The 24,130-nt window shown below is 59.1% G+C and carries 25 protein-coding genes and 1 tRNA gene; 17 read left to right on the top strand and 9 right to left on the bottom strand.

All coding sequences use genetic code 11. From position 1 onward, the window contains the following. Nucleotides 1-753 carry an FkbM family methyltransferase gene (locus tag B149_RS17355; RefSeq protein WP_018125739.1) on the top strand — a complete coding sequence of 251 codons (753 nt, stop codon included), beginning with the start codon at nucleotides 1-3 and terminating at the stop codon, nucleotides 751-753. Between the two features lie 33 nt (nucleotides 754-786). On the opposite strand, the gene B149_RS0113700 is transcribed toward B149_RS17355, so the two are convergent. Continuing rightward, nucleotides 787-1,539, bottom strand: a complete 753-nt coding sequence (locus tag B149_RS0113700) for an RNA methyltransferase (RefSeq protein ID WP_018125738.1) — start codon at nucleotides 1,537-1,539, stop codon at nucleotides 787-789. Between the two features lie 175 nt (nucleotides 1,540-1,714). On the opposite strand from B149_RS0113700, the gene B149_RS0113695 reads away from it, so the two are divergent. From B149_RS0113695 to B149_RS0113685, 3 genes are read left to right on the top strand one after another with little or no spacing between them, the layout of a single operon-like run. After that, complete coding sequence (locus B149_RS0113695) at nucleotides 1,715-3,034, top strand: malic enzyme-like NAD(P)-binding protein (protein WP_018125737.1); 1,320 nt, start codon at nucleotides 1,715-1,717, stop codon at nucleotides 3,032-3,034. A gap of 46 nt (nucleotides 3,035-3,080) precedes the next feature. Then, nucleotides 3,081-3,569 (top strand): hypothetical protein, encoded by a 489-nt coding sequence (locus tag B149_RS0113690; RefSeq protein WP_156816837.1) that lies wholly within the window; start codon nucleotides 3,081-3,083, stop codon nucleotides 3,567-3,569. Further along, complete coding sequence (locus tag B149_RS0113685; RefSeq protein ID WP_018125735.1) at nucleotides 3,562-3,744, top strand: hypothetical protein; 183 nt, start codon at nucleotides 3,562-3,564, stop codon at nucleotides 3,742-3,744. The genes B149_RS0113690 and B149_RS0113685 overlap by 8 nt, the downstream gene beginning before the upstream one ends. On the opposite strand, the gene B149_RS17350 is transcribed toward B149_RS0113685, so the two are convergent. Beyond that, complete coding sequence (locus tag B149_RS17350; protein WP_169332925.1) at nucleotides 3,735-4,484, bottom strand: esterase/lipase family protein; 750 nt, start codon at nucleotides 4,482-4,484, stop codon at nucleotides 3,735-3,737. The two genes, B149_RS0113685 and B149_RS17350, sit on opposite strands and share 10 nt — an antisense overlap. Nucleotides 4,485-4,651: 167 nt before the next feature. Between B149_RS17350 and B149_RS0113675 the strand changes: the two genes are divergently transcribed. Next, nucleotides 4,652-5,683 (top strand): DUF1786 domain-containing protein, encoded by a 1,032-nt coding sequence (locus tag B149_RS0113675; protein WP_018125733.1) that lies wholly within the window; start codon nucleotides 4,652-4,654, stop codon nucleotides 5,681-5,683. A 1,158-nt stretch (nucleotides 5,684-6,841) separates the two neighbouring features. Here the strand turns inward: B149_RS0113675 and B149_RS0113670 are convergent. From B149_RS0113670 to B149_RS0113640, 7 genes are all read right to left on the bottom strand, one after another. Then, nucleotides 6,842-7,210 (bottom strand): 4Fe-4S binding protein, encoded by a 369-nt coding sequence (locus B149_RS0113670; protein ID WP_018125732.1) that lies wholly within the window; start codon nucleotides 7,208-7,210, stop codon nucleotides 6,842-6,844. 13 nt (nucleotides 7,211-7,223) lie between these two features. Then, complete coding sequence (locus B149_RS0113665) at nucleotides 7,224-8,300, bottom strand: hydrogenase large subunit (RefSeq protein ID WP_018125731.1); 1,077 nt, start codon at nucleotides 8,298-8,300, stop codon at nucleotides 7,224-7,226. After that, the gene (locus tag B149_RS0113660; RefSeq protein WP_018125730.1) at nucleotides 8,300-8,689 is read right to left on the bottom strand and encodes an NADH-quinone oxidoreductase subunit C; all 390 of its coding nucleotides are present in this window, start codon (nucleotides 8,687-8,689) and stop codon (nucleotides 8,300-8,302) included. Before B149_RS0113660 ends, B149_RS0113665 begins: the two co-directional genes overlap by 1 nt. Nucleotides 8,690-8,711: 22 nt before the next feature. Next, nucleotides 8,712-9,155: an NADH-quinone oxidoreductase subunit B family protein gene (locus tag B149_RS0113655; RefSeq protein WP_018125729.1), complete on the bottom strand. Its 444-nt coding sequence runs from the start codon at nucleotides 9,153-9,155 to the stop codon at nucleotides 8,712-8,714. A 4-nt stretch (nucleotides 9,156-9,159) separates the two neighbouring features. Continuing rightward, nucleotides 9,160-10,008: a respiratory chain complex I subunit 1 family protein gene (locus B149_RS0113650; RefSeq protein ID WP_018125728.1), complete on the bottom strand. Its 849-nt coding sequence runs from the start codon at nucleotides 10,006-10,008 to the stop codon at nucleotides 9,160-9,162. Next, on the bottom strand, nucleotides 10,008-11,900 hold the full coding sequence (locus B149_RS0113645; protein ID WP_018125727.1) for an NADH-quinone oxidoreductase subunit 5 family protein: 1,893 nt from the start codon (nucleotides 11,898-11,900) through the stop codon (nucleotides 10,008-10,010). The genes B149_RS0113650 and B149_RS0113645 overlap by 1 nt, the downstream gene beginning before the upstream one ends. A 229-nt stretch (nucleotides 11,901-12,129) precedes the next feature. Next, complete coding sequence (locus B149_RS0113640; RefSeq protein ID WP_018125726.1) at nucleotides 12,130-12,807, bottom strand: phosphoadenosine phosphosulfate reductase family protein; 678 nt, start codon at nucleotides 12,805-12,807, stop codon at nucleotides 12,130-12,132. Nucleotides 12,808-12,901: 94 nt separating this feature from the next. Between B149_RS0113640 and B149_RS18090 the strand changes: the two genes are divergently transcribed. The 12 genes from B149_RS18090 to B149_RS0113575 all read left to right on the top strand — a co-directional run bounded on the left by B149_RS18090 (nucleotide 12,902) and on the right by B149_RS0113575 (nucleotide 24,118). Continuing rightward, nucleotides 12,902-13,330 (top strand): pyridoxamine 5'-phosphate oxidase family protein, encoded by a 429-nt coding sequence (locus B149_RS18090; protein WP_018125725.1) that lies wholly within the window; start codon nucleotides 12,902-12,904, stop codon nucleotides 13,328-13,330. Nucleotides 13,331-13,390: 60 nt separating this feature from the next. Continuing rightward, nucleotides 13,391-13,467, top strand: a tRNA-Arg gene (locus tag B149_RS0113630). A gap of 400 nt (nucleotides 13,468-13,867) precedes the next feature. Further along, nucleotides 13,868-15,469, top strand: a complete 1,602-nt coding sequence (locus B149_RS0113625; RefSeq protein ID WP_018125724.1) for a DNA primase family protein — start codon at nucleotides 13,868-13,870, stop codon at nucleotides 15,467-15,469. Nucleotides 15,470-15,792: 323 nt separating this feature from the next. Then, nucleotides 15,793-17,217, top strand: coding sequence for a hypothetical protein (locus B149_RS18085; protein ID WP_018125723.1), 1,425 nt, complete (start codon nucleotides 15,793-15,795; stop codon nucleotides 17,215-17,217). A gap of 421 nt (nucleotides 17,218-17,638) precedes the next feature. Next, complete coding sequence (locus tag B149_RS18080) at nucleotides 17,639-18,061, top strand: DUF2335 domain-containing protein (RefSeq protein WP_018125721.1); 423 nt, start codon at nucleotides 17,639-17,641, stop codon at nucleotides 18,059-18,061. A gap of 95 nt (nucleotides 18,062-18,156) precedes the next feature. After that, entirely contained in the window at nucleotides 18,157-19,035 is an 879-nt protein-coding gene (locus B149_RS0113605) for an FxLYD domain-containing protein (protein WP_018125720.1), read from the top strand. 694 nt (nucleotides 19,036-19,729) lie between these two features. After that, entirely contained in the window at nucleotides 19,730-20,011 is a 282-nt protein-coding gene (locus B149_RS0113600; RefSeq protein WP_018125719.1) for a hypothetical protein, read from the top strand. Further along, a complete protein-coding gene (locus B149_RS18385) occupies nucleotides 20,004-20,801 on the top strand; it encodes a BRO-N domain-containing protein (RefSeq protein WP_018125718.1) in 798 nt (265 codons plus the stop codon). Before B149_RS0113600 ends, B149_RS18385 begins: the two co-directional genes overlap by 8 nt. Nucleotides 20,802-20,946: 145 nt before the next feature. Next, nucleotides 20,947-21,486, top strand: coding sequence for a hypothetical protein (locus B149_RS0113590; RefSeq protein ID WP_018125717.1), 540 nt, complete (start codon nucleotides 20,947-20,949; stop codon nucleotides 21,484-21,486). After that, nucleotides 21,479-23,464, top strand: coding sequence for a terminase gpA endonuclease subunit (locus B149_RS0113585; RefSeq protein WP_018125716.1), 1,986 nt, complete (start codon nucleotides 21,479-21,481; stop codon nucleotides 23,462-23,464). The genes B149_RS0113590 and B149_RS0113585 overlap by 8 nt, the downstream gene beginning before the upstream one ends. Before the next feature lie 2 nt (nucleotides 23,465-23,466). Continuing rightward, on the top strand, nucleotides 23,467-23,667 hold the full coding sequence (locus B149_RS18585; RefSeq protein ID WP_018125715.1) for a helix-turn-helix transcriptional regulator: 201 nt from the start codon (nucleotides 23,467-23,469) through the stop codon (nucleotides 23,665-23,667). Nucleotides 23,668-23,803: 136 nt separating this feature from the next. After that, on the top strand, nucleotides 23,804-24,118 hold the full coding sequence (locus tag B149_RS0113575) for a hypothetical protein (RefSeq protein ID WP_040372888.1): 315 nt from the start codon (nucleotides 23,804-23,806) through the stop codon (nucleotides 24,116-24,118). The last annotated feature ends 12 nt before the right edge of the window (nucleotides 24,119-24,130 follow it).

The following is a 24,130-nucleotide window of genomic DNA, read 5'->3' as shown; positions in this document are numbered from 1 at the left end:
ATGATCGACACCTTCCGCATCAATGGTCGGAGCTTCCGCGCCGGACGACCGCCTCGCTATGAAAAGTTCTGGGGACTGGTGGAACAGAATCGCTGGGAACCCGCGACATTTCAGGCACTGGAGACCTATCTTCCCGCTGGCGGTTCCTATGTGGACGCAGGGGCATGGATAGGACCAACGCTGCTTTACGCGGCGGGCATCGCTGGGCGCTGTACGGCCTTTGAGCCCGACCCGGCGGCCTTCGCGGAGTTGCGGAAGAATCTGGAGCTCAATCCTGAACTCGCTTCACGTTGCACCCTGCGCAACAGCGCGCTCACGGACCATGCGGGATACATCTCCCTGACGCCCCCCGGCGAAGCCGGTAAAAGCGAGACCAGTTCGCTGGAGCCGGAAGCGGAGAACACCTTCCGCGCCAAGGCCGTGGATGCCGCCGCTGCGTTTGCAAACGAGCTGGCTGACACGGATTTTCTGAAGATGGACATTGAAGGCGGGGAGTACGCCACCATCCCGGCCATGCGCGGTTTTCTTTCGACAAAGCGACCGGTGGTGCTGCTTTCGCTGCATCCGCAGATGCTCGCCAAGGCGGGATGCGATCCTGAGAGAGAATCGATGCGACTCTTGAGCGCGTTCATCGGCTACACCAGGCTGTACTCCGTGGGGCGCGACTCCCTGACGGAAGCCAGAGATATCCGTGTCGGGGAGCAGGCGGGATTCGCCTCTGTCCCCCAGGGCACGCTGCTTTTTCTTCCCTGATTCTTTTCCCCTGCACCGGGGCCGATCGGTATACTAGTCGGTCTTGCGGTCGGGAAACGCCCGGCCTGCAATCCACTTGACCTGACGACAGATGCCCATGAGCAGATTGAACTCGTTGCGCTTGAGGTTCATGCGAGCCATGAAGCGACGCACGGGCATCATCCAGTAGTCGGTGTTGGTATCGCGCAGATAGTCGATGGCCAGCAGCGTTTCGCGCAGGTTGGAGAACAGTGCCTCCTGCTCCTTCACGGTACACAGACGTTCTTCAGGCGGACCTGCTGGCCTGAACGGCTCGGACAGCGCCTCCTTGAAACATTCGTACAGCAGAATCAGCACGGCCTGAGCCAGGTTGAGCGACGTTCCCTGTCGATTGGTGGGGATGGTCACCAGCCCGGTGCAGAGTTGGGTCTCCTCATTGGTCATGCCCGTATCCTCGGGGCCGAAGACAATCGCCACCTGACCGTTCATGCGGATCTTCTCGCCCACGACCCCGGCCATGGTGGCGGGAGCCATGATGCCTTTGCGCCATCCGCCGGTGCGGGCCGTGGTGCCGTAGGCGGCGGAGCAGCCGTCGAGCGCTTCGTCGAGAGTATCCGTAATGCGGGCGCTTTCGAGGATGTGTTTGGAATGCACGGTCGCCAGCGGCATGGCGCGTTCGATGTCGAAACCTCGTGGTGCCACAAGGGTGAGGTTCGGGCAGCCCATGTTCAGGCAGGCCCGGGCGGCCGAGCCGATGTTTTCGGGATATTTGGGCCGCACCAGAACGACCGTGACGTTATCGAGCATGAAATCCTCCGGATGAATGGATGAACGGCTGATTGTCACACCGTGGCGAAAGAGTCAATCCGCGCGGCGGATTCCCCGAATGGTCGCGGCTGCCGAATGTCCGCCATCTTGACTCCCTGTTGCGCACCTTCTACTAATGGCGAATTCTCGTACCATAAACCCGGAGGCTGCACATATGGCACTGTTCACCAAGGAAGAGGCGCTTAAATACCACGAGGACAAGCGCCGCGGTAAGCTCGAAGTCTTCTCCATCAAGCCCTGCGACACCCAGAAACATCTTTCCATGGCCTACTCGCCCGGCGTGGCCGAGGCCTGCCGCGCCATCCACGCGGACAAGGAAGACTCCTACCGCTACACCAACAGGGGCAATCTCGTGGCAGTGGTCTCCAACGGAACCGCCGTGCTCGGCCTCGGCAACATCGGCCCTGAAGCCGCCAAGCCGGTGATGGAAGGCAAAGGCGTGCTCTTCAAGATTTTCGCGGACATCGACGTGTACGACCTCAACATCGACGCCGCCACGCCCGACGACGTGGTGAACTTCTGCCGCGTGCTCGGCCCGACCTTCGGGGGTATCAACCTTGAGGACATCAAAGCTCCGGAATGCTTCGAAATCGAGCGCCGCCTCAAGGAAGAGATGAACATCCCTGTCTTCCATGACGATCAGCACGGCACCGCCATCATCTCGGCCGCAGGCATCATCAACGCCCTTGAAATCTCCGGCAAGAAGATCGAGGACATCAAGATCGTGGTCTCCGGGGCCGGAGCCGCTGCCATTGCCTGCTCCGACCTGTACGTGGCCATGGGCGTAAAGCGCGAGAACATCTTCATGTTCGATTCGCGCGGACTCATTCACGAAGGACGCGACGACCTGAACGACTTCAAACGTCACTATGCGCAGGACAAGGACTACGGCACGCTCGCCGACGTCATGAACGGCGCAGACATGTTCCTCGGTCTCTCGGTCAAGGACGCCATCAACGCCGAGATGGTCAAGACCATGTCCGAAAACGCCATCATCTTCGCCTGCGCCAACCCGGACCCGGAAATTCCGTATCCGGTGGTCAAGGACGTTCGCCCGGATATCATCATGGGCACCGGCCGTTCCGACTTCCCCAATCAGGTGAACAACGTGCTCGGCTTCCCTTTCATCTTTCGCGGCGCCCTCGACTGCCGCGCCAGCATCATCAACGAGGAAATGAAGATCGCTGCGGCGCAGGCACTGGCCGATCTCGCCAAGGAGCCGGTATCCGAGGATATCTGCAAGGCATACGGCGTGGACGGGCTGGAATACGGCATCGACTACATCATCCCCAAGCCGCTTGATCCCCGCGTGTTGACGTGGCTGGCCCCGGCAGTGGCCAAGGCCGCCATGGACACCGGCGTGGCAAGCAAGCAGCTTGATCTGGACGACTACGTCAAGGAGCTTGAAGAACGCATGGCAGCCTCCAAGGCTCGCAGCAAGGGCGTCGTCGAGTCCTTCGGCTACGACTTTTAACCGCTGGAAACTGGGGGCGGTCCGCCGCCCCCTCTTGCGAGGAACAATGAAACGAAACTCCTTCGGTCCAATGCTCGTCCTGCTGGCCGCCGTGTTACTTTTCGGCGGCTGTCAGCACACCATGGGCGTGACGGACCTGAACGATGCCCCCCAGTTCGCCGGAAGCTGGCTGACCCGCTCGGACGCCCTGCGCATAGCCAGCGCACTGGGCCGGGCCCCGGACCGCTCTCCGGTACATTGGGACAATGACCAGACCGGTTACCAGTATTCCATGACCGTTTTCCGCACCATGGACAACGAGCCCGGCAAGCGGCGGGAATTTTCTGTTCTCTCCACCGCACCGGATGGAACCGCACTCGTGCTCGATCTGCGTGGAGTAAGCTTCGAGCCAGGCCGCTGGGATATTTCTGCCGAACAGATGGGTAAAGTCGTGGGCAAAGCCAGCAGGCTCAAGCTCGCGGGCAGTCGTTCGCCCCGGGGCTCGGTTTCGGGCGACGGGCCGTTTCCCGGATTCCCGGTGATAGAAAATGAATGAGGAACTACGAAGCGAACTGATGCAGCTCGCCAAAGAGCGGGGCATCGACGAACAGGAGCTGCTGGCGGTACTCGCCGGGCTCCCCGAGGTGCCCGCGTCGCTTAACGAGATCCTTGAGGCCGTGCTCGGCTATCTAGGAGACTGCGAACGCAATATGCGCGAGCGTCAGCGGTAGTGCTTGAGGAACGCCGCCACGGTCCCGGCCACCTGCGGCGAGTAGAGCAGCCAGACGTGCGACATTGGCTCACAGTCGTGCAACTGCCAGCCCGCACCCGGGTTGAGATGGTTTAAGGGAAAAACAAAGTCGTCCACCGGTGAATAGACCGCCAGCTTGGGTGCCTCCACGTCCTTCATCGCCCGCTGTGCTCGGCAGGCAACACCATCAGGCTTGAGAGAGCGGGCCAGCGCGCCGATGCCGAGATGTGCCAGGTCGCTCCCCCCGAAAGGCGAGCCGAGCGTGACCAGTGCCCCAACGCGCTCCCGAAACTCATCCTCCGAAGCGACCACCCGTAGCAGCACGCCACCGAGGCTGTGCCCCACCAGCAAGACTTTTCTCCCCGGATTTGCATCCAGTGTCCGTCGAAGCTCCCGGCGAACCGTAGTCAGGGCATCCTCAAAACCGCCACGCCAACTGCCGTAGGTTATGGCGCGAATGCTGGTGAATCCCTCTTCGGCAAGCGATCTGCGAAAAAAGCGCCATGCCGAGCGGTTGTGATACAGTCCATGCACCAAAAGAACCGGTGTTCCGCGCCCGTTCGGCACCTCCTCACGCCCCAGCCCGAGCGGAAACAGCGCCGGCGCAGTGGCTTCGCTAAGAATCCCGGTGAGATATGCCCGAAGCAGGGACACCGCCGTGCGTCCACCACACAGCTTTCGCACCTCGCCCCACAGCCCGGCTTTTCGATTGGACGCCATGAAAATGAACAGCCTCACCAATGGCAGGCCAACAAGAATCCCCACAAGGATATACAAGACATAACTCATGATGGAATCATGTGCCCGATCAAAAAAAGAGTCAACAACTTGAACAGCTGCGCCACGAGATGTAACCTCCCAAGCATATACAAGAACAAGGAGCACACATGACCGCCACACTTTGCCTCGATATCGGCTCCGGTACACAGGACGTGCTGCTGCACCTGCCGGAACGGGAAATAGAGAACTGCCCCAAATTCATCCTGCCCACCCCCTCTGTCCGACTTGCCCAATACCTCACGCAATACACCGCGCAAGGTCAGCCGGTCTGGCTGCACGGTCGCATCATGGGCGGCGGCATCGGAGGCGCTGTTCGCAAGCACCTCAAGGCCGGACTGCCAATGGCCGCCACCCGGCAGGCGGCCCTGACGCTCAACGACGACCCCGCCAAAGTCGAAGCCATGGGCGTCACCCTCACAGAAGAATGCCCCAAAGGTTATCAACCGCTCGAACTGCTCGACTTCGACCACATCTGGTGGGATCGCTTTCTCGACGCCGCCGAACTGCCCCGCCCGGATCGCATCGCTGCCTGCGCACAGGATCACGGGCACCATCCCGGCGAATCCAACCGCATGGGCCGCTTCAAGATATGGGAAGAACTGCTGACCACCCACAACGGAGACCCCGCAGCACTTATCTACGACACCCCGCCCAAGATGATGACCCGGCTTCAGGATCTTCACGAATCAGCAGACAACGCCATCACCGCCGACTCAGGCTCCGCTGCCGTTCTCGGCGCACTCTTCGACCCGGAAATCGAAGAGCGCGCCAGAACAAAAGGCATGACTCTCGTGAACATCGGCAACAGCCACACCATCGCCTTCCTGCTGCACGGTGGCCGCATTCACGGCGTCTACGAACAACACACTGGCTGTCTCAAACCCGAAAAACTCTGGCAGGATCTGCAGGATTTCCGACAAGGAAAACTCACCTTCCAGCAAGTCTTCGACGAATGGGGACACGGCTGCCTGACCCTCGCCATCAGCAACATGGCCGACCAATTCCCCGAAACCGTCGTCCTCGGACCAAGAAGAGCCATGCTGCAAGGATTCGACGCAACCTTCCCCGCACCCGGCGGAGACATGATGCTCACCGGCTGCTTCGGGCTCGTCAAAGGCATGGAAATGCTTGGGATGTAAAAGATGCCCCCGGCGGGCCCTTCCGGCGGNCCCNTTCAGGGGGACCAAAGGGGCGGGCCCCCTTTGGAATCCCTAATTTGTCAGCGGCGTTGCAGCTGTTTGGGACATGCGACCGCATGCTCCGCGTTCTAGCTGCAACCCCGCTGACGGGGCTTGGCTGAAGAACTCCTATTAGCAGAGTTCGGTTAAATCGCATTTCGTCAGCCCATGTTTTCCATCATAGCGTCGAAAAGTATCCACTTCCGGCTATTACTATTACTGTAGCAATGCCCCCGGCGGGACCTTTAGGCGGACTTACAGCAGTTTGGGACATTCGACAGCACAGCTCGCGTCCCAGCTGCAACCCCGCTGACGGGGATTTTGGGTTCTATGCGTCTTGGCTGACGAACTTCGTTAACCAAACTCTCTCTCGGGGGACTCTCGCGGCGCACACGCTCACCTTCAGGACTCCCAACAAACAACCCACTCCCGCCAACCAAGCACCACAGCAATGCCGATCGAAACATAGAGGCTCTTTTGACCGGTCACGCAGATCCGGGTGATGTTTGTGACAACAAACATTTCTCCCGAAACAGTGACCGCGTCATAGAGCCTCTCGCTGAGAACGGCGGCTCACCCGAAAAAGCGCAGTTTTTGCCTTCATTTTTTCTGCGCAAGCAAAAAAGAAGGTCGGCCAATAGGCCGAAATCCGCAACTGGTACAAGTAGGGATGCCTCCGGCGGGCCTTTCAGGTGGACCAAAGGGGCGGCCCCCCTTTGGAATCCCTGAGTTGTCAGCGGGCTTGCAGCTGCTGGGGTCACGCGTCCGCATACATCGCGTCCCAGCTGCAACCCCGCTGACGGGTTACTAGGGGCCTTTCTGCTTATAAATCATAATCCTAGCCATTTATTGACTACAAGCACCTAGTCCCCAGTCCCTGCACTCATAAGCCAACGGTCAGCCGAAAAGCAAAACTTACATTTCTTTTCACGCCCGGAAAGCAACGCCACAAGCTCTCTCTATGGCTTTCGAGCTACCTGCGCGGCGTTGCTTTCCGGGCAAGCCAGGTATTGCAAAGGGGGCCCGCCCCTTTGCCGGGTGCAGGGCAGCGCCCTGCCCGCCGGAGGCACCTCTCTGCTTCCAACAAAAAAACCCCCGCCGGTTGGCGGGGGCTTTTGGTTATTCTTCTTTTTTCGCTTTCTTTTTGGGCTTTGGCGGTTCGCCGTGCATGACGATCATCTGTCGTTCCACGGCGGGCGAGCGATGCACGTCGTAGAAGTGAAGGCATTTGGTGGGACAGGTGTCGGCGCAGATTCCGCAGTAGACGCACAGGAACGGGTCGCACTGCCAGAGGCCGGTTTTCTTGTCCACGGTGATGCACTGCGCGGGGCATTTTCTGGAGCAGGTGCCGCAGAAGATGCAGTTGTCAATGTCGTTGTACAGTTCGCCCCTGAATCCTTCAAAGGGTTCGCGCTTTTCGAAGGGATAGTTGCGCGTGGCCTTTTTGGTCAGCAGGTTGCGGAGGACGAGGGGTGTCATGTTCATCATGATGCTGTTCCTCCTAGCGTTCCGTGCAGCTGATGCACGGGTCGATGGACAGGATGATGACCGGCACGTCGGCCAGTTCGCATTCGGGCAGCATCGCGATGAGCGGCGGCACGTTGGCGAAGGTCGGGGTGCGGATGCGCAGCCTGTCCAAGTTCTTGGTCCCGTTACCCTTGATGTAGTAGGAGCACTCGCCGCGGGGCTGTTCCACGCGGACGTAGGCTTCTCCATCGGGCTTGCCTTTGACCTTGGCGGCCAGTTCACCTTCGGGAAGCTTCACGATGGCCTGACGCACGAGGTCGATGGACTGGTACACTTCGTGGAAGCGCACGTAGGAGCGGGACCAGCTGTCGCCGTCGGGGCCGACGATCGGCTTGAAGTCCAGGTCTGCGTAGGCACCGTAGCCGGTCATGCGGGTGTCCTGGGCGATGTTGGAGCCGCGCATGGTGGGTCCGACAGCGCCGAGTTCGTAGGCCTGTTCCGTGGTCATGACGCCGACGCCCTTGGTGCGGGCGCAAACGGTGTAGTCGTTGAGGATGACTTCTTCCATCCTCTTGACTTCCTTTTCGACGATTTCGAGTTCGGACAGGATCCAGCGGAGCTGCTCTTCGCTCAGGTCGGTACGCACGCCGCCAATGACGTTGACGGATACGATGACGCGGTTGCCTGCGGTGGCTTCGTTGATGTCCATGATGCGTTCGCGGACTTTCCAGAACTGCATGAACAGGGATTCGAAGCCGAAGGCGTCGGCGAAGAGGCCGAGCCAGAGCAGGTGCGAGTGGATGCGGTGCAGTTCGGACCAGATGACGCGCAGGAAGCGCGCGCGGTCGGGCACTTCAACGTCCATGATCTCTTCGATGCCCTGCGAGTAGCAGACGGCGTGGATCATGGAGCAGATGCCGCAAACGCGTTCGCAGACCTGAATCATCTGGTGATAGTCGCGGATTTCACAGAGCCGTTCGAGGCCGCGGTGCACGTATCCGAGCGCCGGCAGGGCCTCCTTGACGATTTCGTCCTCCACGGCGAGCTTGACGTGGATGGGCTCCGGAAGGACCGGATGCTGGGGTCCGAAGGGGATGATGGTTCTTGCCATTATTCGGCACCTCCTTCCTTCGGGTCGATCTTGACGTTGTTAACCATGGGAACGGTGACTGCGGATATCTCTTCGTCGAGCAGCAGCGAGCGGTTGAAGTCCAGCGCGAGTCCGTCGAAGGTAATGTCGTACTGGTCGCGCATTTCGTTCTCGCCGATGATGGCGGCGAAGAAGACGCCGCTGATGCTTGGCACGTTCTGTTTCAGATCCACGCCGGACATGCGCAGGTGTACCAGGCTCAGGTCTCTGTCGAAGTGGTAGATGATCTCCGCTTCGCCGTCGCCGGTCTGGCGGCAGGTCATGCTGACCAGACGGTACCCCTCGTTCTTCATGCGCATGGTCTCGCTGACCACGTTCTCGATGGTGACGGGGAATTCTTTTCCTTGCACGTATATTACTCCCTGCGAGGCCTTAGTCGGCGGCCTCGACCTTTTCGGCGAACTTGTTCAGGGCCTCGACCACGCCGTCAATGATGGCTTCGGGCTTGGACGGGCAACCGGGCACGTAGACGTCCACGGGGATAACCTTGTCCACGCCGCCGACCACGTTGTAGGCGTCCCTGAAGACGCCGCCGGACAGTCCGCATGCGCCGATGGCGATGACGGCCTTGGGCTCGGGCATCTGGTCATAGATGTTCTTGAGCACCTTCTTGTTGCGGTGGTTCACCGTGCCGGTGACCAGCAGCACGTCGGCGTGCTTAGGGTTGCCCACGTTGACGATGCCGAAGCGCTCCACGTCGTACAGGGGCGTCAGGCAGGCCAGCGTTTCAATGTCGCAGCCGTTGCATGAGCCGCAGTCGAAGTGGACGAGCCACGGCGACTTTATTCTCGATTTCTTGATGAACTTTTTCAGCATGAAGCTACCCCGCGTTCAGCCAGATGAGGTTCACGACGGCCATCAGCAGGCCGATGCTCCAGACGTACTTGAGCATCCAGCGCCAGGTCATGCGGGCCGTGGCGTTGTCGAGCACAATCTCGACGAAGTAGGTGGCCAGCAGCAGAGCGGCGCACCAGACGATGCTGGTGGACCAGAACATGGCGATGATGCCGAGAACCAGAATGGTTTCGTACCAGTGAGCCACTTCCACAAGTCCGAGGAACGGACCCGCGTATTCCGTGGTGACGCCCTTGACCAGCTCCTGATGCCCGTGATGGGAGGTGGAGAAGTCGAAAGGCGATTTGCGCAGCTTGATGGTGAGGGCGTAGGTCAGCACGATGAACAGCAGCGGCATCTTGGCGATGAGCGGCTCGGGATGATCGAAGATCACGCCGACGTTGAAGCTGCCGGTGACAAGGTACATGCCGGCGAAGACCAGAATGAGCAGCGGCTCGTAGGTCAGGATCTGCACCAGCTCGCGCTGTGCGCCCACCTGACTGTACGGAGACTTGGCCGCCAGGGCGCCCATTACCATGAACACGGCCCCTGCCGCCTGCACGAAGAAGATCAGCAGCAGGTCGGCCTGAGCAAAGAACAGGGCCACGGACAACGCGGCGCCCAGCAGGTAGGTCCACGCGCAGAATATCTGCCAGCGGTTGACCACCATGGACTCTTTGCCGAACAGCTTAGCCACGTCATAAAAGGCCTGCATGACCGGCGGCCCTTTGCGGGACTGCATCCAAGCGGTCACACGGCGGTCGAGACCGGCCAGCAGACCGCCGAGAACCGGGGCAAGCACCAGTCCGATGAGAGCAAGAATTATTGCTTCCATTAGAGAGCACCTCCCATCATCAGCACGATCAGGGCGCAGGCGGCTGCGTTGACCCAGAAGGTCAGCCGCTCTTCACCAAAGAGCTCGCCCAGATAATAGTTTCCGGCGGCATAGGGCACCGCCACGTTCATGGGACCGTTGAAGTCGGTTTCACCAATGTTGGCGCCGCCCATGTACGGACGGGACTCCTTGATGCCGCCGCCCTTGATGGTGCGGCGAATGATGTACAGCAGGCCCAGACCCGCCACGATGAACAGCGGGTAGACCATGAATCCGCCCATGGCCGAGTTCAGCATGCCGTAATGCACGGAGAACGGAGCCTGGGTGAACATGGGGGCGACCCATGCGCTGTAGATCGGCGGAGCGAGGAAGCTGAAGCCCACGGCCATGAGGCACAGGAGCATCAGCGGCGCGCTTATGAGCAGCGGCTGCTTTTCCGCGGGAGCGTTCGCAGGACGGGATCCCATGAGGATTCCTGCCCAGCGTGCCCAGTAGACAACGCTCACCGCGCTGCCGAGCGCCAGCAGGATGATCAGCACCATGTTGCCGGAGGCGGCTTCAAGGGCCATCCACTTGGACATGAGCACGCCGAAGGGAGGCAGGAGCATGCTGACGATACCTATAATGGTAATGAGCGCCGTGCGCGGATGCGTTGCGTAAAGGCCGCGCATGTCTTCGATGTCCTTGCTGCCGATGGCCTGCTCGATGGTGCCGACGCACAGGAAGAGCAGCGCCTTGGACACGGCGTGGAAGATGATGAGCATGATGGCGGCGGTCATTGCCAGCGGCGTGTTGATGCCCGCACAGGCGATGATCAGGCCGAGGTTCGAGATGGTGGAATAGGCGAGAATCTTCTTGCCGTTGCTCTGCCCCACCGCCATGGCGGCGCAGGCCACGAACGTGAAGGCGCCGCAGAGCGCTATGCCGTAGCCGAGGAAGGTTCCCTCGTAGATGGGCGCAAAGCGCAGGACGATGTACACGCCGGCCTTGACCATCGTGGATGAGTGCAGCAGCGCCGAGACCGGAGTCGGGGCGACCATTGCACCCAGAAGCCAGCTCTGGAACGGAATCTGCGCGGCCTTGACGAATCCGCCGATGCAGACCAGTCCGACGGCCAACAACATGGGACCGGAAGAGTCGGCGGTGGCGATGATGTTCTGGATGTCGAGGGAACCGGTCTGCAGGTAAAGCCAGACGATTCCGCTGAGCAGCATAAGCCCCCCGGCGCTGCCCATCCACAATGCGCGCAGTGCGTTGCGCGGCGAATCCACTTTTTCATCATGCCCGATGAGAATAAAGGAACAGAACGTGGTCATCTCAAAGAAGAGATAGAGCCACAGCATGTTGTTGGTCAGCACCAAGCCGTTCATCACGCCAATGAGAAGGACGAGGAACAGGAAGAATCTCGGCTGCTTGGACTTTGCGAGATTCTGATGTGCCTCATGCCTTTTCATATACGGAAGTCCGTAAAGGCAAATGATGGAACCGACCACGGAAATGACCAGCACCATAATGAGAGAAAGGTTGTCAGCGGCAATAGGTACCGTGACGGCATCGTGGTCCAGAATCAGAAACTCAAAAACGGCCAGCAGAACCAGCTGCGTTCCAGTGAACGCCTGCACCAGCACGTTTTTGAATTTGAAACCGAAATAAAGGACCGTTGCGAGAAGGGCGAAGTCGGCCACCGCGACTATCGCGCCCCACTCCAGTCCCATCACGTCTCCCAACACCACAGTCGACGGGACTTGTCCCATCAGTGCGACCGCGGAAACGGTCACCACTACTGCGGTGGCCGCGACCAGTATGGTCCGCGCCACGCTCATTCTCAGAACGTAACACCCCACACCGGCTGCGATCGGGAACAGGATGAGTGAAAGCAGCAAGTTGGTCATGAACACCTCTTACTTAGGGGTCTCTGGCTCATTATATCCGCACGGCACCGCAACCCGTGTTTCCCCTTCACCGGATAAAACCGTCGGATATAGCCTCTGCCTGAATCGAAATCACACAGATCACAGGGTGATATTCGAGTAATGGTCTTTCTTACCCGAAAATACAACCCGGTTCAAGAATGTATTGATATTTCGTATTCCTATACCAATCGAGTCTTTTTGACCTAAACTAGAAATACCCTAGCGCGGTCAACTCGTTCATCACCCGCTCCTTGCGGGCATCGCGGCCGGCTCGCTCTCCTCCGCTTCCGGCTTTTTCGGTACACGGCACACACCCGAGGGAACGGTAACCACGGGCGTACAATTCGCAATGCGGAATATCCGCGAGGTGATGAAATGCCCAGACATCCGTCTCGGTCCAATCCAGAATCGGGTTGATCAGCAGATGGTCCGGCTCTCTGCGACGCTCCACCGCAGCTCGGGCGGCACGGTCGGGATGCTCGTCGCGCCGGATTCCGGTGACAAGGCCCTTGAGGCCCGTCTCGGAAAGCGCACGCAAAAGCGGCGCGACCTTGAGGTCGCGGCAGCACTGAAGCGGGTCTGAAGCCACAGGGTAGGTCCCGATGTCCACGGAGGGTTCGGCCACGTGGACGTCGATGTTCCATTTGCTCGCCAGTTCACGGCGAAAACGGACGACTTCGGGAAATTTGAAGCCCGTATCCACGCAGATCGCGCGGACCGGCCCGCCCCCCAGAAACTGCAGAACCTCCCTCCACAGGAGCAGGGCCGCCGTGGAATCCTTTCCACCCGTCCAGGCGACCCCGATTTCCGCAGCGTTCTCCCGCGCCTGCTCCTTGAGCAACCCCTCGGCGCGTTCGATCTTCCGCGGAAGACTGTTGCAATTCATGACTCCTACTTTGCCCCCGCACAAGATCAATTGCAAGCCTGCTTGCACTTTTTTCCGTAAGCTGTTTAATCTTCACGAACAACAAGGAGTTTTCATGAATCAGGACATGCTCGAACTTGTCAGGGCAAAGGACATATGTGTCATGGGCACCCGGGGAAGCGACTGCCCCCACCTCTCGCTCATGGCCTACGTGCGCGACTCCGAGACAGGCTGCTTCATCCTGTATACGCATCCGGACACCGGCAAGTGGGAGAACCTCCGGGCCGACCCGCGGTTGAGCCTACTCATCGACAGCAGGGATGACGATCTGCCCGGCAATCGCAAGCAGGCCAAAGCCCTCACCATCACCGCCGTGCATCAGGCCACCGACGCACAAGAGGAAAATCGACTCAGGGAGATATTCCTGCTGCGGCATCCCCACATGCTTGAATTCATCGAGCACGGTGCGGTGATGATCCGGGCCGAGCCGCGCAGCTACAAGCTTCTCACCGGAATCGACAGGATTGATTTCGAAGAAGTGTAAACTTTTTTCAAAAAACGCTTGACGATCCGGGCATCCGTCCGTAGACATTACCTCCGTTGCGCGCCCGTAGCTCAGCTGGATAGAGTGCCGGACTACGAATCCGTAGGTCGGAGGTTCGAATCCTCCCGGGCGCGCCACAAATTTCAAGAGGTTACATGCATTACTGCATGTGGCCTCTTTTTTTTGGGCTACCCTATAGCTACCCAAATTTCACCCTCCAGCCCTCATGCCTCTGCACAGCAGCTGGTAGACTCGCGGGCGCGATAGCGGCCGCATCCACTTTCAAACAGGGGCAGGCCGCTAGCCTTTCCCCCTCCCCCCCTTTCTTAAAAAGCTTCGCAAAAGGTCACTCTGCCGACTGTGCTGGATTTGACCTTTATGGGTCCTTCGCCACGAAGAGCCCGCAGGGGTCGCTCTCATCTCGGGTTTCTCGCGCGGGGTTATCTCCGAAATGGAATGGAAAATGGAATCGCGTTTTCCGTGGTGCCTTTCGTGTAACCGCCCTCCCCACCTGTGCTACCTCAGGAGCCTTTTCCCATGCCTAATTCTCAGCCGCAACACCCAGAAGAAATTAAGAAAGCTGTCACAGAACGCGCTCAAAACGAGCAGCGCGAGTTTGGTAGTGCGAATCCCAGTGGCAAAGAGCCAATCACCGATCGGTTCTATGAGCAATGTTTCTGGGAGGATCAGGACGGCGACGCCGACCTGTTCCGGAGGATCTTCGAGGGCCGTCTTGTATACGACTACCGCGAAGACGCATGGTACCGCTTCGAGGATCACTCTTGGCGACGGCTTTACGGCGAACAGGTCCTTTCGTGCACACGCGATCTGGTCAAGGAATGGACCCGCGCCATGTGGCGATACCAGAAGCGGCGGCAAGAAACGAGCGACGGAGATGAATGTGATCGTCTCGAAAAATGGGAGAAGCGCTTCAAGAGCCGCGCCGACTCTCTCAAGAAGATCACACGCAAGCGCTCAATCATTTCGCTGGCCAAAACAATGGACGACTTCCTGTTCCATGGGGAGTGGGATCAGGTCCCGCTGCGCTTCGCCTGCGCCAACGGCGTCATCAACCTCGAAACCTTCGAGCTGGAGCCGGGGCGACCACAGGACTACATCCGCACTGCCAGCCCAGCCGAGTATGACCCGGACGCAAAGTGCGATACCTGGGAACAGTTCCTTCTCGAAATATTCGACGGTGATGTGGAGACCATCGAATATATCCAGAAGGTGTTCGGCTACTCCATTACTGGCTTGGCGAACATCAACCGGTTCCACCTGTTCTACGGAGAGCATGGCCAGAACGGTAAGGGCACCATGCTGGAAACGCTGTTTCAGGTGTTGGGTGACTACGCCTCGCCGATCCAGTCCGAAATGCTGCTCGATCGTGGCGTGCCCAAGAACCCGGACGCGCCGTCAGCATCATTGTACGATCTCTACGGCAAGCGCGTCATATGGGGATCGGAGACCGAGGAAAACCGCCGATTCAGCGCGGCCGCAGTCAAGTTTCTTGCCGGCGGGGATACGGTCTGGTGTCGCGCCCCTCACGCCAAGGAACCGATCAAGTTTCCACCCACACACTCCCTGTTCCTGCTGACGAACCATCGCCCGGGCATTTCGGCCAAGGAGACCGCGTTCTGGTCACGCTGCCGGGTGGTCCCTTTCAATCTCTCCTTCGTGGAAAACCCGCGGCAGAGTTTCGAGCGTCCATACAACCCGAAGCTGAAGCTGGAGCTGACGCAGGAGCTCCCCGGTATCCTGCGATGGATCGTTGACGGCTGTCAGAAGTGGCAAGCCGACGGGCATCTTGAGTGGAGTCAGGCCGTCAAGGAAGCCACCACGGGCTACCGGGATGAAGTGGACATTTGCCTCAAGTTTTTCCGCGAGGTCTGCATTGAAAACGAACAGAGCAGAATCCAGTCCTCGGATCTGTACACAGCGTTCAAGGTCTGGGCGCTTGAATCCGGAGTACAGCAGAAACGGTACCTGTGGAGCTCCAACAAGTGGGGCCGGGAGATGACCGCTTTCGTCCAGCGAACGCCCGGAATCAGCAAGACGGACTCGAAGAAGTCGAGCGTGGTGCACTACCTCGGCTTCACTGTGACCGAAGACTACTGGAAGGCCGTCCATGATGAATAGGATCATCGATGGTCACAGAAAGGTCATTGTCGGCAGCAATCTCCAAGCAGCTGTAAAGACTTTGATTTTATTTTCTTCTTTTGACTCTAATGATCTTAGAGACCTTTTCAGAAGAAAAGGAAAATCATTTATTAATAATAAGAGAGCCAAAAGAGGGAAAAATCACGGCAAAAGGGTCTGCAAGGTCACTCTAAATCCACAAAACACTAACAATACGTCACTTTCTCGAGTGACTCCAGCGGTGAGAATCGTCACCCCAAGGTCTCAAAGGTCGAGGAACCAGACCTCTGCGCGGAAATCCTATGAGGTAAGGGGGGGCGGCAATGGGTAAAGCCCTTGATTGGCTCGGCCCGGACGGTTGCCGGTCGGTGTCCATGGGGCTCCTTCGGGACTCCAAGGACTGCGGGAGTTACATCCTTGCCCGATGCCCTTTCCACGGCGAGGAAACACTCGGCGCATTCCGCTACTACCCGGACCGTGACGACGCAGTTTGCCATGGGTGTCAGCACAGCTCCGATTTGATCGGCGTATTCAACGTGGTGAACGGCATGGACGAGGATTCCGGTGATGGCTTCCGCGCCTTTCGCGACCGCTACGCTGCGGATCAGCCCATGGAGCTGGCGGACCGGAAGCCCCGTCCAAAGCGACAGGTCTGGACACCTTCGCCGGGGGAATCTCCCCGTCGAAGGTGGCAGCGTCAGGCGTACAAGTTCTTCGAGTTCTGCCGCCGCAAGATATGGGATCATCCCGACGTGCTGGAATGGCTGGCATCTCAGCGAGGTCTGGATGCCAATGCGGTCAAACGGTTCGCCATCGGCTGGAACCCGAAGCGCGCATATCGCCCCAGGGCGGCGTGGGGACTCCCGGCCAAGTACTGGGAGGACGGACGCGAACGGAAGCTGATGATCCGCAAGGGGCTTGTCCTGTGCCGCTTTGCCGGCGACGAACTTATCCGCCTGCGCATCCGTCGCGCAGATGACGAAAGCGGCCCCAAATACTGCATGGTGGACGGCAGCAAGAACCGTCCGGTTCTGATCAATCCGGACTCTCCTGTCTTTGTTGTGGTGGAGAGCGAGCTCGACGCCTACCTCGTGGCTGAACGATGCGGCCCCGGCATAGGGGTCTGCGCCATGACGGCCGTCAAGATCAAGCCCGACAGCGAGATGCACGAAGCGCTGTTGCAGGCTCGCCGCATCCTTGTGGCTCTGGACGCCGAAGAGCGCGTGGCCCGTGAAGCATATGAGTGGTGGGAAGCCACGTACGGCGACCGGGTCAAACGGTGGCCGGTGCCACGAGGAAAAGATCCGGGTGAGTATTTCGCGAACCATGGCGGAGACATCGCCGCATGGGTCTCCGCAGCCCTTTCGCCGGGACTTCGCGCCATCATTGAGCGCAAGGCGGGAGTGCGCAAGACCGGCGTCGCTCTCTCGTCCTCTCATCCAGAAAAGTCTCCGAAAGAGAAAAAGTTTCGTCAGGCTGTCGAGGACGTCCGGCGCCTCATGGGCGACGCTTTGGCTGACGATCTCATCCGTTTCCGCGAGCTCTATCCGCGTTGCCCGGTCAAGCTCTGCTCACTGCCCGACAGGTCGATGCAGTGGGTGGAACTGACTGACGCGCGGTGGATCCGCGAGAACCCGGAGCTGGCTGAGGAAGTGGATTCTCTGGCGGTCCGCGTCTTCGAGGTCGTCGAATTCTATTGGCCGGAACTGATCGTGGAGAAGCGGGAAATGACGCTGACGCACGAATAGCGTGCGAAGTGTCCACAGAAAACCGGACTTGACTCCCTTTGAATTTGTGCTTTACTTGATAGTCATTGGACGTCACACACAACTTTCATGCATAATCTGGAGCGTGATTCCATGCCTACCCGTAACCTGTTAGGATTTTTCGTTGCCGCGCTTGGCGGGATGGTTGTCCTTGCACACAGGAAAAAGGGACCGAGTCGAGTCAAGCTTGACAAGATGGCGGCCGAACGGCTCAGCCTGTCCGATGGCGAGAGACTTCGAGCAGACTACGAGAAGGTCGGCAACGACATCCGGAAAGCAATACGACAGCAACACCATGTCTAATCGTAACAAAAAGCATAAGACCCAAAAGGCCCCGTCCACCGTCCAGAAAGGCGGGGCGGGGTCTTCTCAATCTTCGAGCGGCGAGGGACAACGCTCCCTGATGATGGCTCAGCAGGTAACTCACTACGAAGGGCCGATCCCCGACCCGGAGACCCTGAACCGTTATGAGCAAATAGTTCCCGGCACGGCCGAACGCATCATCGCCATGGCCGAAAAGGAACAAAGCCACCGCCACGAAATCGAATCCACGGTTGTCTCGGCCCAGACGAGCGATGTTCGGGACGAACGCAAAGCCGAAGCTCGCGGGCAATGGTTCGCGCTAGTTTTCTGCACCATGGCCATAGCGGCCGGAACTTATTCCATCCACGCAGGACATCCCGGATGGGGCGTCGTTCTCTGCGGCGCAACGCTTGCTTCCGTTGTCGGTATTTTCATCACCCGGCGCAACGGCAAAAACGACTCTCCCCCCAACCATACTGCCGAACCGACACCGACGGAACAGGCTGAATCGGAACAGCAATAACCCCACCTGGCCGGCACCCCCGAATTCGGATTGCCAAACAATACGCATTATTCTATCTTTCATGCGTTTTTCACACAATCGACGTGGGAGGTATCATGCGGATAGTCGGGTTTCTCCTGTTGGTGGCCTTTTTCACCTTCAGCCTTATTGCACCACAACTGTTCGGCGACGAGCCCCGTGAAGCCACGGACGCGTCTTTTTCCCAGCAAGACCATGGTCAGAGTAAGCGTACAAGATTCATAGAAAATATCGGGAATGAGCTTGCCGCAGGAAAGGCGCGGCTTGTGCGGGATACTATCACCCAACAGTACCCGGACCCCAAGGAATACCCAGAGGTACATGGTGTCTGGCAGCAAGAGTCTGCCGAGCGCATTCGTTTTCTTCGGAAGCGGATTGCAAACACCCCCTCCGCAAAGAAGCGGGTGGACGATCTGGATGAGCTTCGCTTCCTGCTGCCAGAAGACAAGGACGTCCAGAAACGGTGGGAGCAGGAGAGAGCCAAACTGGAAAAGCAACTCTACCGAAAGGCAAGAGCCCTTCCCGCAAGTGATGTTCTCGACAATTATCTAGCCTACCGGGAACTATCCCGGCTTTTCGACAAGCCTCTCTACGCCAAAAAGACGCAGCACTACCAGAAAAAGCTGGCGGAAAAGCGTCGGCGAGAAGCGAGGATAGCCAGCAGCGACCTTGAACTGCTTTCGTGGGAGTGGTTCACAGAAGGCAGGTATTTTCACGTCAACGGGAGAGTCAAGAACATCTCCGGGAGAAGGCTTGAGTACGTGAAGGTGCTGATATCCTTTTTCAACTCTAATGATGAATTCATCACTTCCGACTATTCCTATCTTGAACTGACGACACTGATGCCTAACCAAATATCCCCATTCAAGCTCATGGGGCGCGCCAACCCTCAAATGCATACAGCCAGAATACAGTTTGCGACGAGAGGGGTGGAGTTGCAGTATTACAAGAAATAAGGGGTGACGGATTAATGAATCGACACGGAGGTAACCATGGGCATTGAATCTTCAACGGCATACTGCCCGCAATGTGAAGACCACGTAAAAATCACACGGCACACACCAAATCATCTGTTTCACCTTTTGCTCTCGGTGCTCACATGCGGGCTTTGGATACTGGTTTGGGGGTCCACCTCTATGGACAAGAAGTCATGGCGATGCGACCGTTGCGGAAAAAATTTGGGGGGCGGCTCGAACGGTTGGGGCCTCATAGGCGCAATGGTTGCCAAGAAACCGAGCACGACAGGCCCACCCACATACAGATGCCCTTTCTGTCGTGAAGCGATTCGACAGGACGCTATTCTTTGCAAACACTGTCATCAGAAACTTGAGGGGCAAAACCGTCCTGTGCAGGACGGCTGAACCTTCCCTCTTGACATCCATGACGGTTTGTGGCGAGTTGTTTGCTACGGAGCGTAGAAACTCCACAAGGCGGACACCGCCACCCCGTCAGAGTGCGGTTTTTTGTGCCCATAGCTCATTGCCTTGCTTGTCTTTCAGATCTACTGGGCGCAATGTATCCAAAATATTTGCCGGGAGTGGGGAAATGTCCAAGGCTTCGGCCTAAAATACCCAGCCCTGCCTTGTGGGGTTCTAACTCCCGGCTTCCATATTTCGTGGGGGTCATTAGAAAACACAAGGAGTTGCCACCATGGGCGAAAAAGACATCTACGACAGCCCGCACCACCGTTTTCAATCCTTGGACATGTATCTGTACGGCCTGATCCAGCCGCTGCAATGCCTCGGGGACACCCTGCGGGGCAGCGAGGCAGACGTCGAAAGCGTTCGCGTTCTGCTGGGCGAAATGGTGGACAAGCACTGGAACAGGCTTGCGGAGACCTTCGAGGCCATCGAGGAGCAGTTCGGACCGATCGCCCTCTGCACCACATCAGAGAAGCCCGTCGCCCGTTCAAGGGAGGCTGCCCATGAGTAGCGTGATTCCGTTCGATTTTGACGGCGACGCGGTGCGGGTGGTCATGCGCGAGGACGAACCGTGGTTCGTGGCGAAGGATGTTTGTGGGGTGCTTGATATTGGTAATCCACGTGACGCTGTTCAACGCTTGGACGAAGACGAAAAGGATTGCGTCGGTATTACCGACGCAATCGGTCGTATGAGAAGCACCAACGCCGTTTCCGAGTCCGGCCTTTATGCCCTGATCTTCACCAGCCGCAAGCCCGAAGCAAGGCGGTTTCGCAAGTGGGTCACTTCCGAGGTGCTCCCGGCCATCCGCAGACAGGGCCGATACGAAGCTGCCGGTCACGCGGGAGCCATCCCTTCTGCATCACTGCGACTCAAACCAGCGCTTCGGGCTCAGGCCATGCATACCGCCGTGCAGACCGCCAAGCTCGGCGATGGCTGCGAAGACGACGTGAAACGCCTGTACGCCGAGTTCTGCCACCTGTTCAGCGCCAAGAGCGATCCCGCCGGAGAACCCCATGGCCCGGCGGACGGTCCGGGAGAACTGGTGCGAGAGTTCATAGCCGCACATTACGAGGTGGTAGACGTCGTCCGAGGCACCATGCCGCGACGACTCAAGACTCAGGCCATCCACCTGTACAAACGGTTTGTTGACTGGTGTCGTGAGGAACAGGGCATTGAGCATGACGCCGTTCCTAGCCACAACACCTTTGGCCGCCACCTCAAACAGGTGCCCGGCGTGGTGCAGGTTTCGCCAACCAGCCGCGTATTCTACAACCTCGTTCCCACCGCCGGTGGCGGTTGACCGCCAAATCCATACCCACGCCTTCACAGGCCGGTGACGCTTCCTGCGTCGCCGGCCTTTTGTTTTCTTCACGACAGATGCGCAGAAAGGTTGAGTCTCAGCCTGCCCAGCCGCTATGAATCGCGAAGAACCCAAGGAGTGACGCATGGACATACCGGACCACCTCACCAAGGCCGAGGCTCTTCGCTGGCTGAGCTCCCGATACAAGATAGGAAAATCCAAGTTCTACAAGGACTGTAGCGCCGGGACCGTGGAGGTCCTGCCGGACAAAACCATCCCTCCCGCCTCGCTGCGCCAGTACGCCACTACCCTCAAGCCCCTTGACGTCCCTCCCGAGAAGGAGGCGGACGATTTTCCGGTGGACGAATGGCAGCAGCGCAAGCTCATCGCCAGCACGCTCCGGGAGGAACAGCGGCAGCAGCGAGAGGCGCGGGAACTGGAGATTCTTGAGGGCAAGCACATCCCCCGCGAGGACCACTACCTGGAAATGGCAGGCGTGGTCACCGCCATCGAGTCACTGGTGAAGCAGCGTTTTCAGGACGACGCGACCCGACTCATCGAGGCGGTCCGGGGAGACCTTGAGCGTGAGCACGAATTGAAGAAGCTGCTGGACTCCATCCTTGACGAGGAACTGACGCAGCTGGCCACGAGCGGCAGTCTGGAGGTGATTTTCAGCGATGCTTAAACCTGTCCCCCCGCAGAAGCAGAAGAACAAGGTCCGCCGGGTGCGCGTCACTCCGCCCGCTTGGCTGCCCGAGTCCGTGCGGACCCTGTGCCTAGAGGCGCAGCGCCACCGGTTCGGCCTCGGGCATCAGGTGCGAAAGGTCATGCGCAAGCGTCGGCGGGAGCCCATCAGCAAGTGGGTCGAGCACGCCCGCGTCCTGTCGATGAGCTCGAAGCCCGGACCGTGGCGCAACTCGCGCACGCCCTACCTCACCGGCATCATGGAGTCGAGCTTTCATCCGGCGGTGCAGGACGTGGCCGTCATCAAGTCCCCTCAGGTCGGCGGTTCGGAGTTCGTCAACAACTGCATCGGCTACGCCTCCAGCTTCGACCCGGGCCCGGGCATGTTCGTCTATCCTGACATTGAAACGGCCAAGGACAACAACCGCGAACGCATCACCCCCATGTTCGAGGAATCCCCGGAGCTCCGCGACCTGCTGTCCGGCAGCGACAACGACAAGACCGGGATCAAGCTCAAGCTCGTGGGCATGCCGCTCTACATGGCATGGGCGCGATCAGTATCCCGACTCGGGAACCGCCCTATCCGCTATCTGGTGCTGGACGAAGTGGACAAGTATCCGCGCCTGACCAGCAAAGACGAGGCCGACCCCATATCGCTGGCGCTGGCCCGCACCACGACCTATCGCTACAACAAGAAGGTTTGGCGCATTAGCACCCCGACCACCGAGGACGGGCCGATCTGGCTGGCGTGGAACAACGCTGTGGCCCGCTTCGAGTTCTGGGTACGCTGTCCCGAGTGCGGCATGTTCCATGTCATGGCCTTCGACCAGATCAAATTTCCCGAAGACGAGCGGAACCCCGAAGTCATCAAGAACAAGGCCCTTGCCTGGTACGAATGTCCCCACTGCGGCGGATTCTGGGATGACTCGGCGCGCGACCGCGCGGTGCGCGCCGGGCAATGGCGAGAGCAGTCCACGGGCATGGAGCTGGCGCAGCATCTGCGGCAGGCCGAACCCAAGTCCGTGGCGTTCCATATCCCGGCGTGGCTTTCGACCTTCGTCTCCCTGTCCGAATGCGTCTACTGGTTCCTCAAGGGAAACGACAAGAAGAACCGGCAGCGCATGGCCCACCTGCGTCACTTCATGAACGCCATCAAGGCGGAGCCGTGGCAGGAGTACGAGATCCAGCGCGACGAAGACCGCATACTGGCACTGTGCGACAGCCGCCCACGCGGCCGCGTGCCCGCCACGCCCGAAGGCGAACGGTCGTTGATCGCCGGGCTCGTGGCCGGCGTGGATACCCAGAAGCGCGGTTTCTACTACTCCATACGCGCGTTTGCCTACGGAGAGAACTGGGAGAGCTGGCTGGTGCGCGCCGGTCAGGTCGTTACCTTCGAGGACCTGACGTCCGTGCTCTGGGGCTCGGAATACCGGGACGCCGACGGCAACGTGCACCCCATCCGGCTGACGCTCATCGATGCCATGGGAGATCGGACGCGCGAAGTCTACCAGTATTGCGCCGGGCACCGGGGCAAGATCATGCCCATTCAGGGCAAGCAGTATCTGGCGGCCACGCCGGTCAAGTATTCGGACATCGAATACTACCCCGGCACCAAGAGCCGCATCCCGGGCGGACTGAGCCTCATGCAGATCGACACGACCTTTTTCAAGAACGACCTCGCTGCGGCCATGGCCATCGAGCCGGGCGATCCGGGCATGTTCCACCTGCACGCGGACACGTCTCAGGACTACGCCCAGCAGCTCTGCGCGGAATGGTTCGACGAGGAAAAGCGCGTCTGGCTCTGCCCGGACCACAAGGACAACCATTACTGGGACTGCGAGGTGTACGCGAGGGCCGCATGGTATGCGCTCGGCGGTCCCTTCCTCAAGCGGCCCGGCTCCGCCCCCAAGCAACCCACAGCCCGCCCGGCCAGACAAGGTTCTCTGGTGGGGACGCGCCCAACCTGGTTTTCGAGGTAATCATGACGCACAAGGATCCGGCTCTGAACTACAAGACGGTCTGCAAGATGCTGAACATCGGCAAGAGCGCCTTCTATGAACTGCTGAACGAAGGCGAGTTCCCCAAGGCCTTCCGGGTGGGCAAAAACCGGGGTATCCGCGTGCCGCTCTCGGATGTGGAACGGTTCAAGAGGCGGAGGCGAATCGGCTGCTGCCCCCCTTGAAAAAAAACAAGGTTGCGGGTATCCACTTTTTACCGCCTATACGTTATCAGGCGACCACAACAAGATTGGATCACCGCACAGTCGAGGCACCCGGCCTGCCCGTCAGTGCATGAAACCGGGCCGCCTCGGACCTGCCATGAAAACGCTGCTCCTCTCGACGGCGCTTCTTTTCATCTTCTCGGCCTCGGCTTTTGCCGGTGGCCCCTGCTACACAAAAAAAGGCTACGTTTTCGCGGCCTCGGAAGAACTGTTCGACAAAGCGATGCGCATGATCTCCCAGAAGGATCGCGCCGCTTTCATGAAGCTGGCAAAGACGGGACTGGTGGGAATCACCCGCGACGGCGTAAAGGTTTTCCGTGAAGACGTCACCTGGGACGGGATGTGCGAAATCCGTCCGGCGGGTGAGACCGGAACTGTGTGGACGAATATTGAAGCTGTAGATTGTAAGTAAGATATTAGATTC

This window comes from Desulfovibrio oxyclinae DSM 11498 (genome assembly GCF_000375485.1).
GTDB classification, from domain to species: domain Bacteria; phylum Desulfobacterota; class Desulfovibrionia; order Desulfovibrionales; family Desulfovibrionaceae; genus Pseudodesulfovibrio; species Pseudodesulfovibrio oxyclinae.
This window is presented reverse-complemented; position numbering and strand designations above follow the sequence as displayed.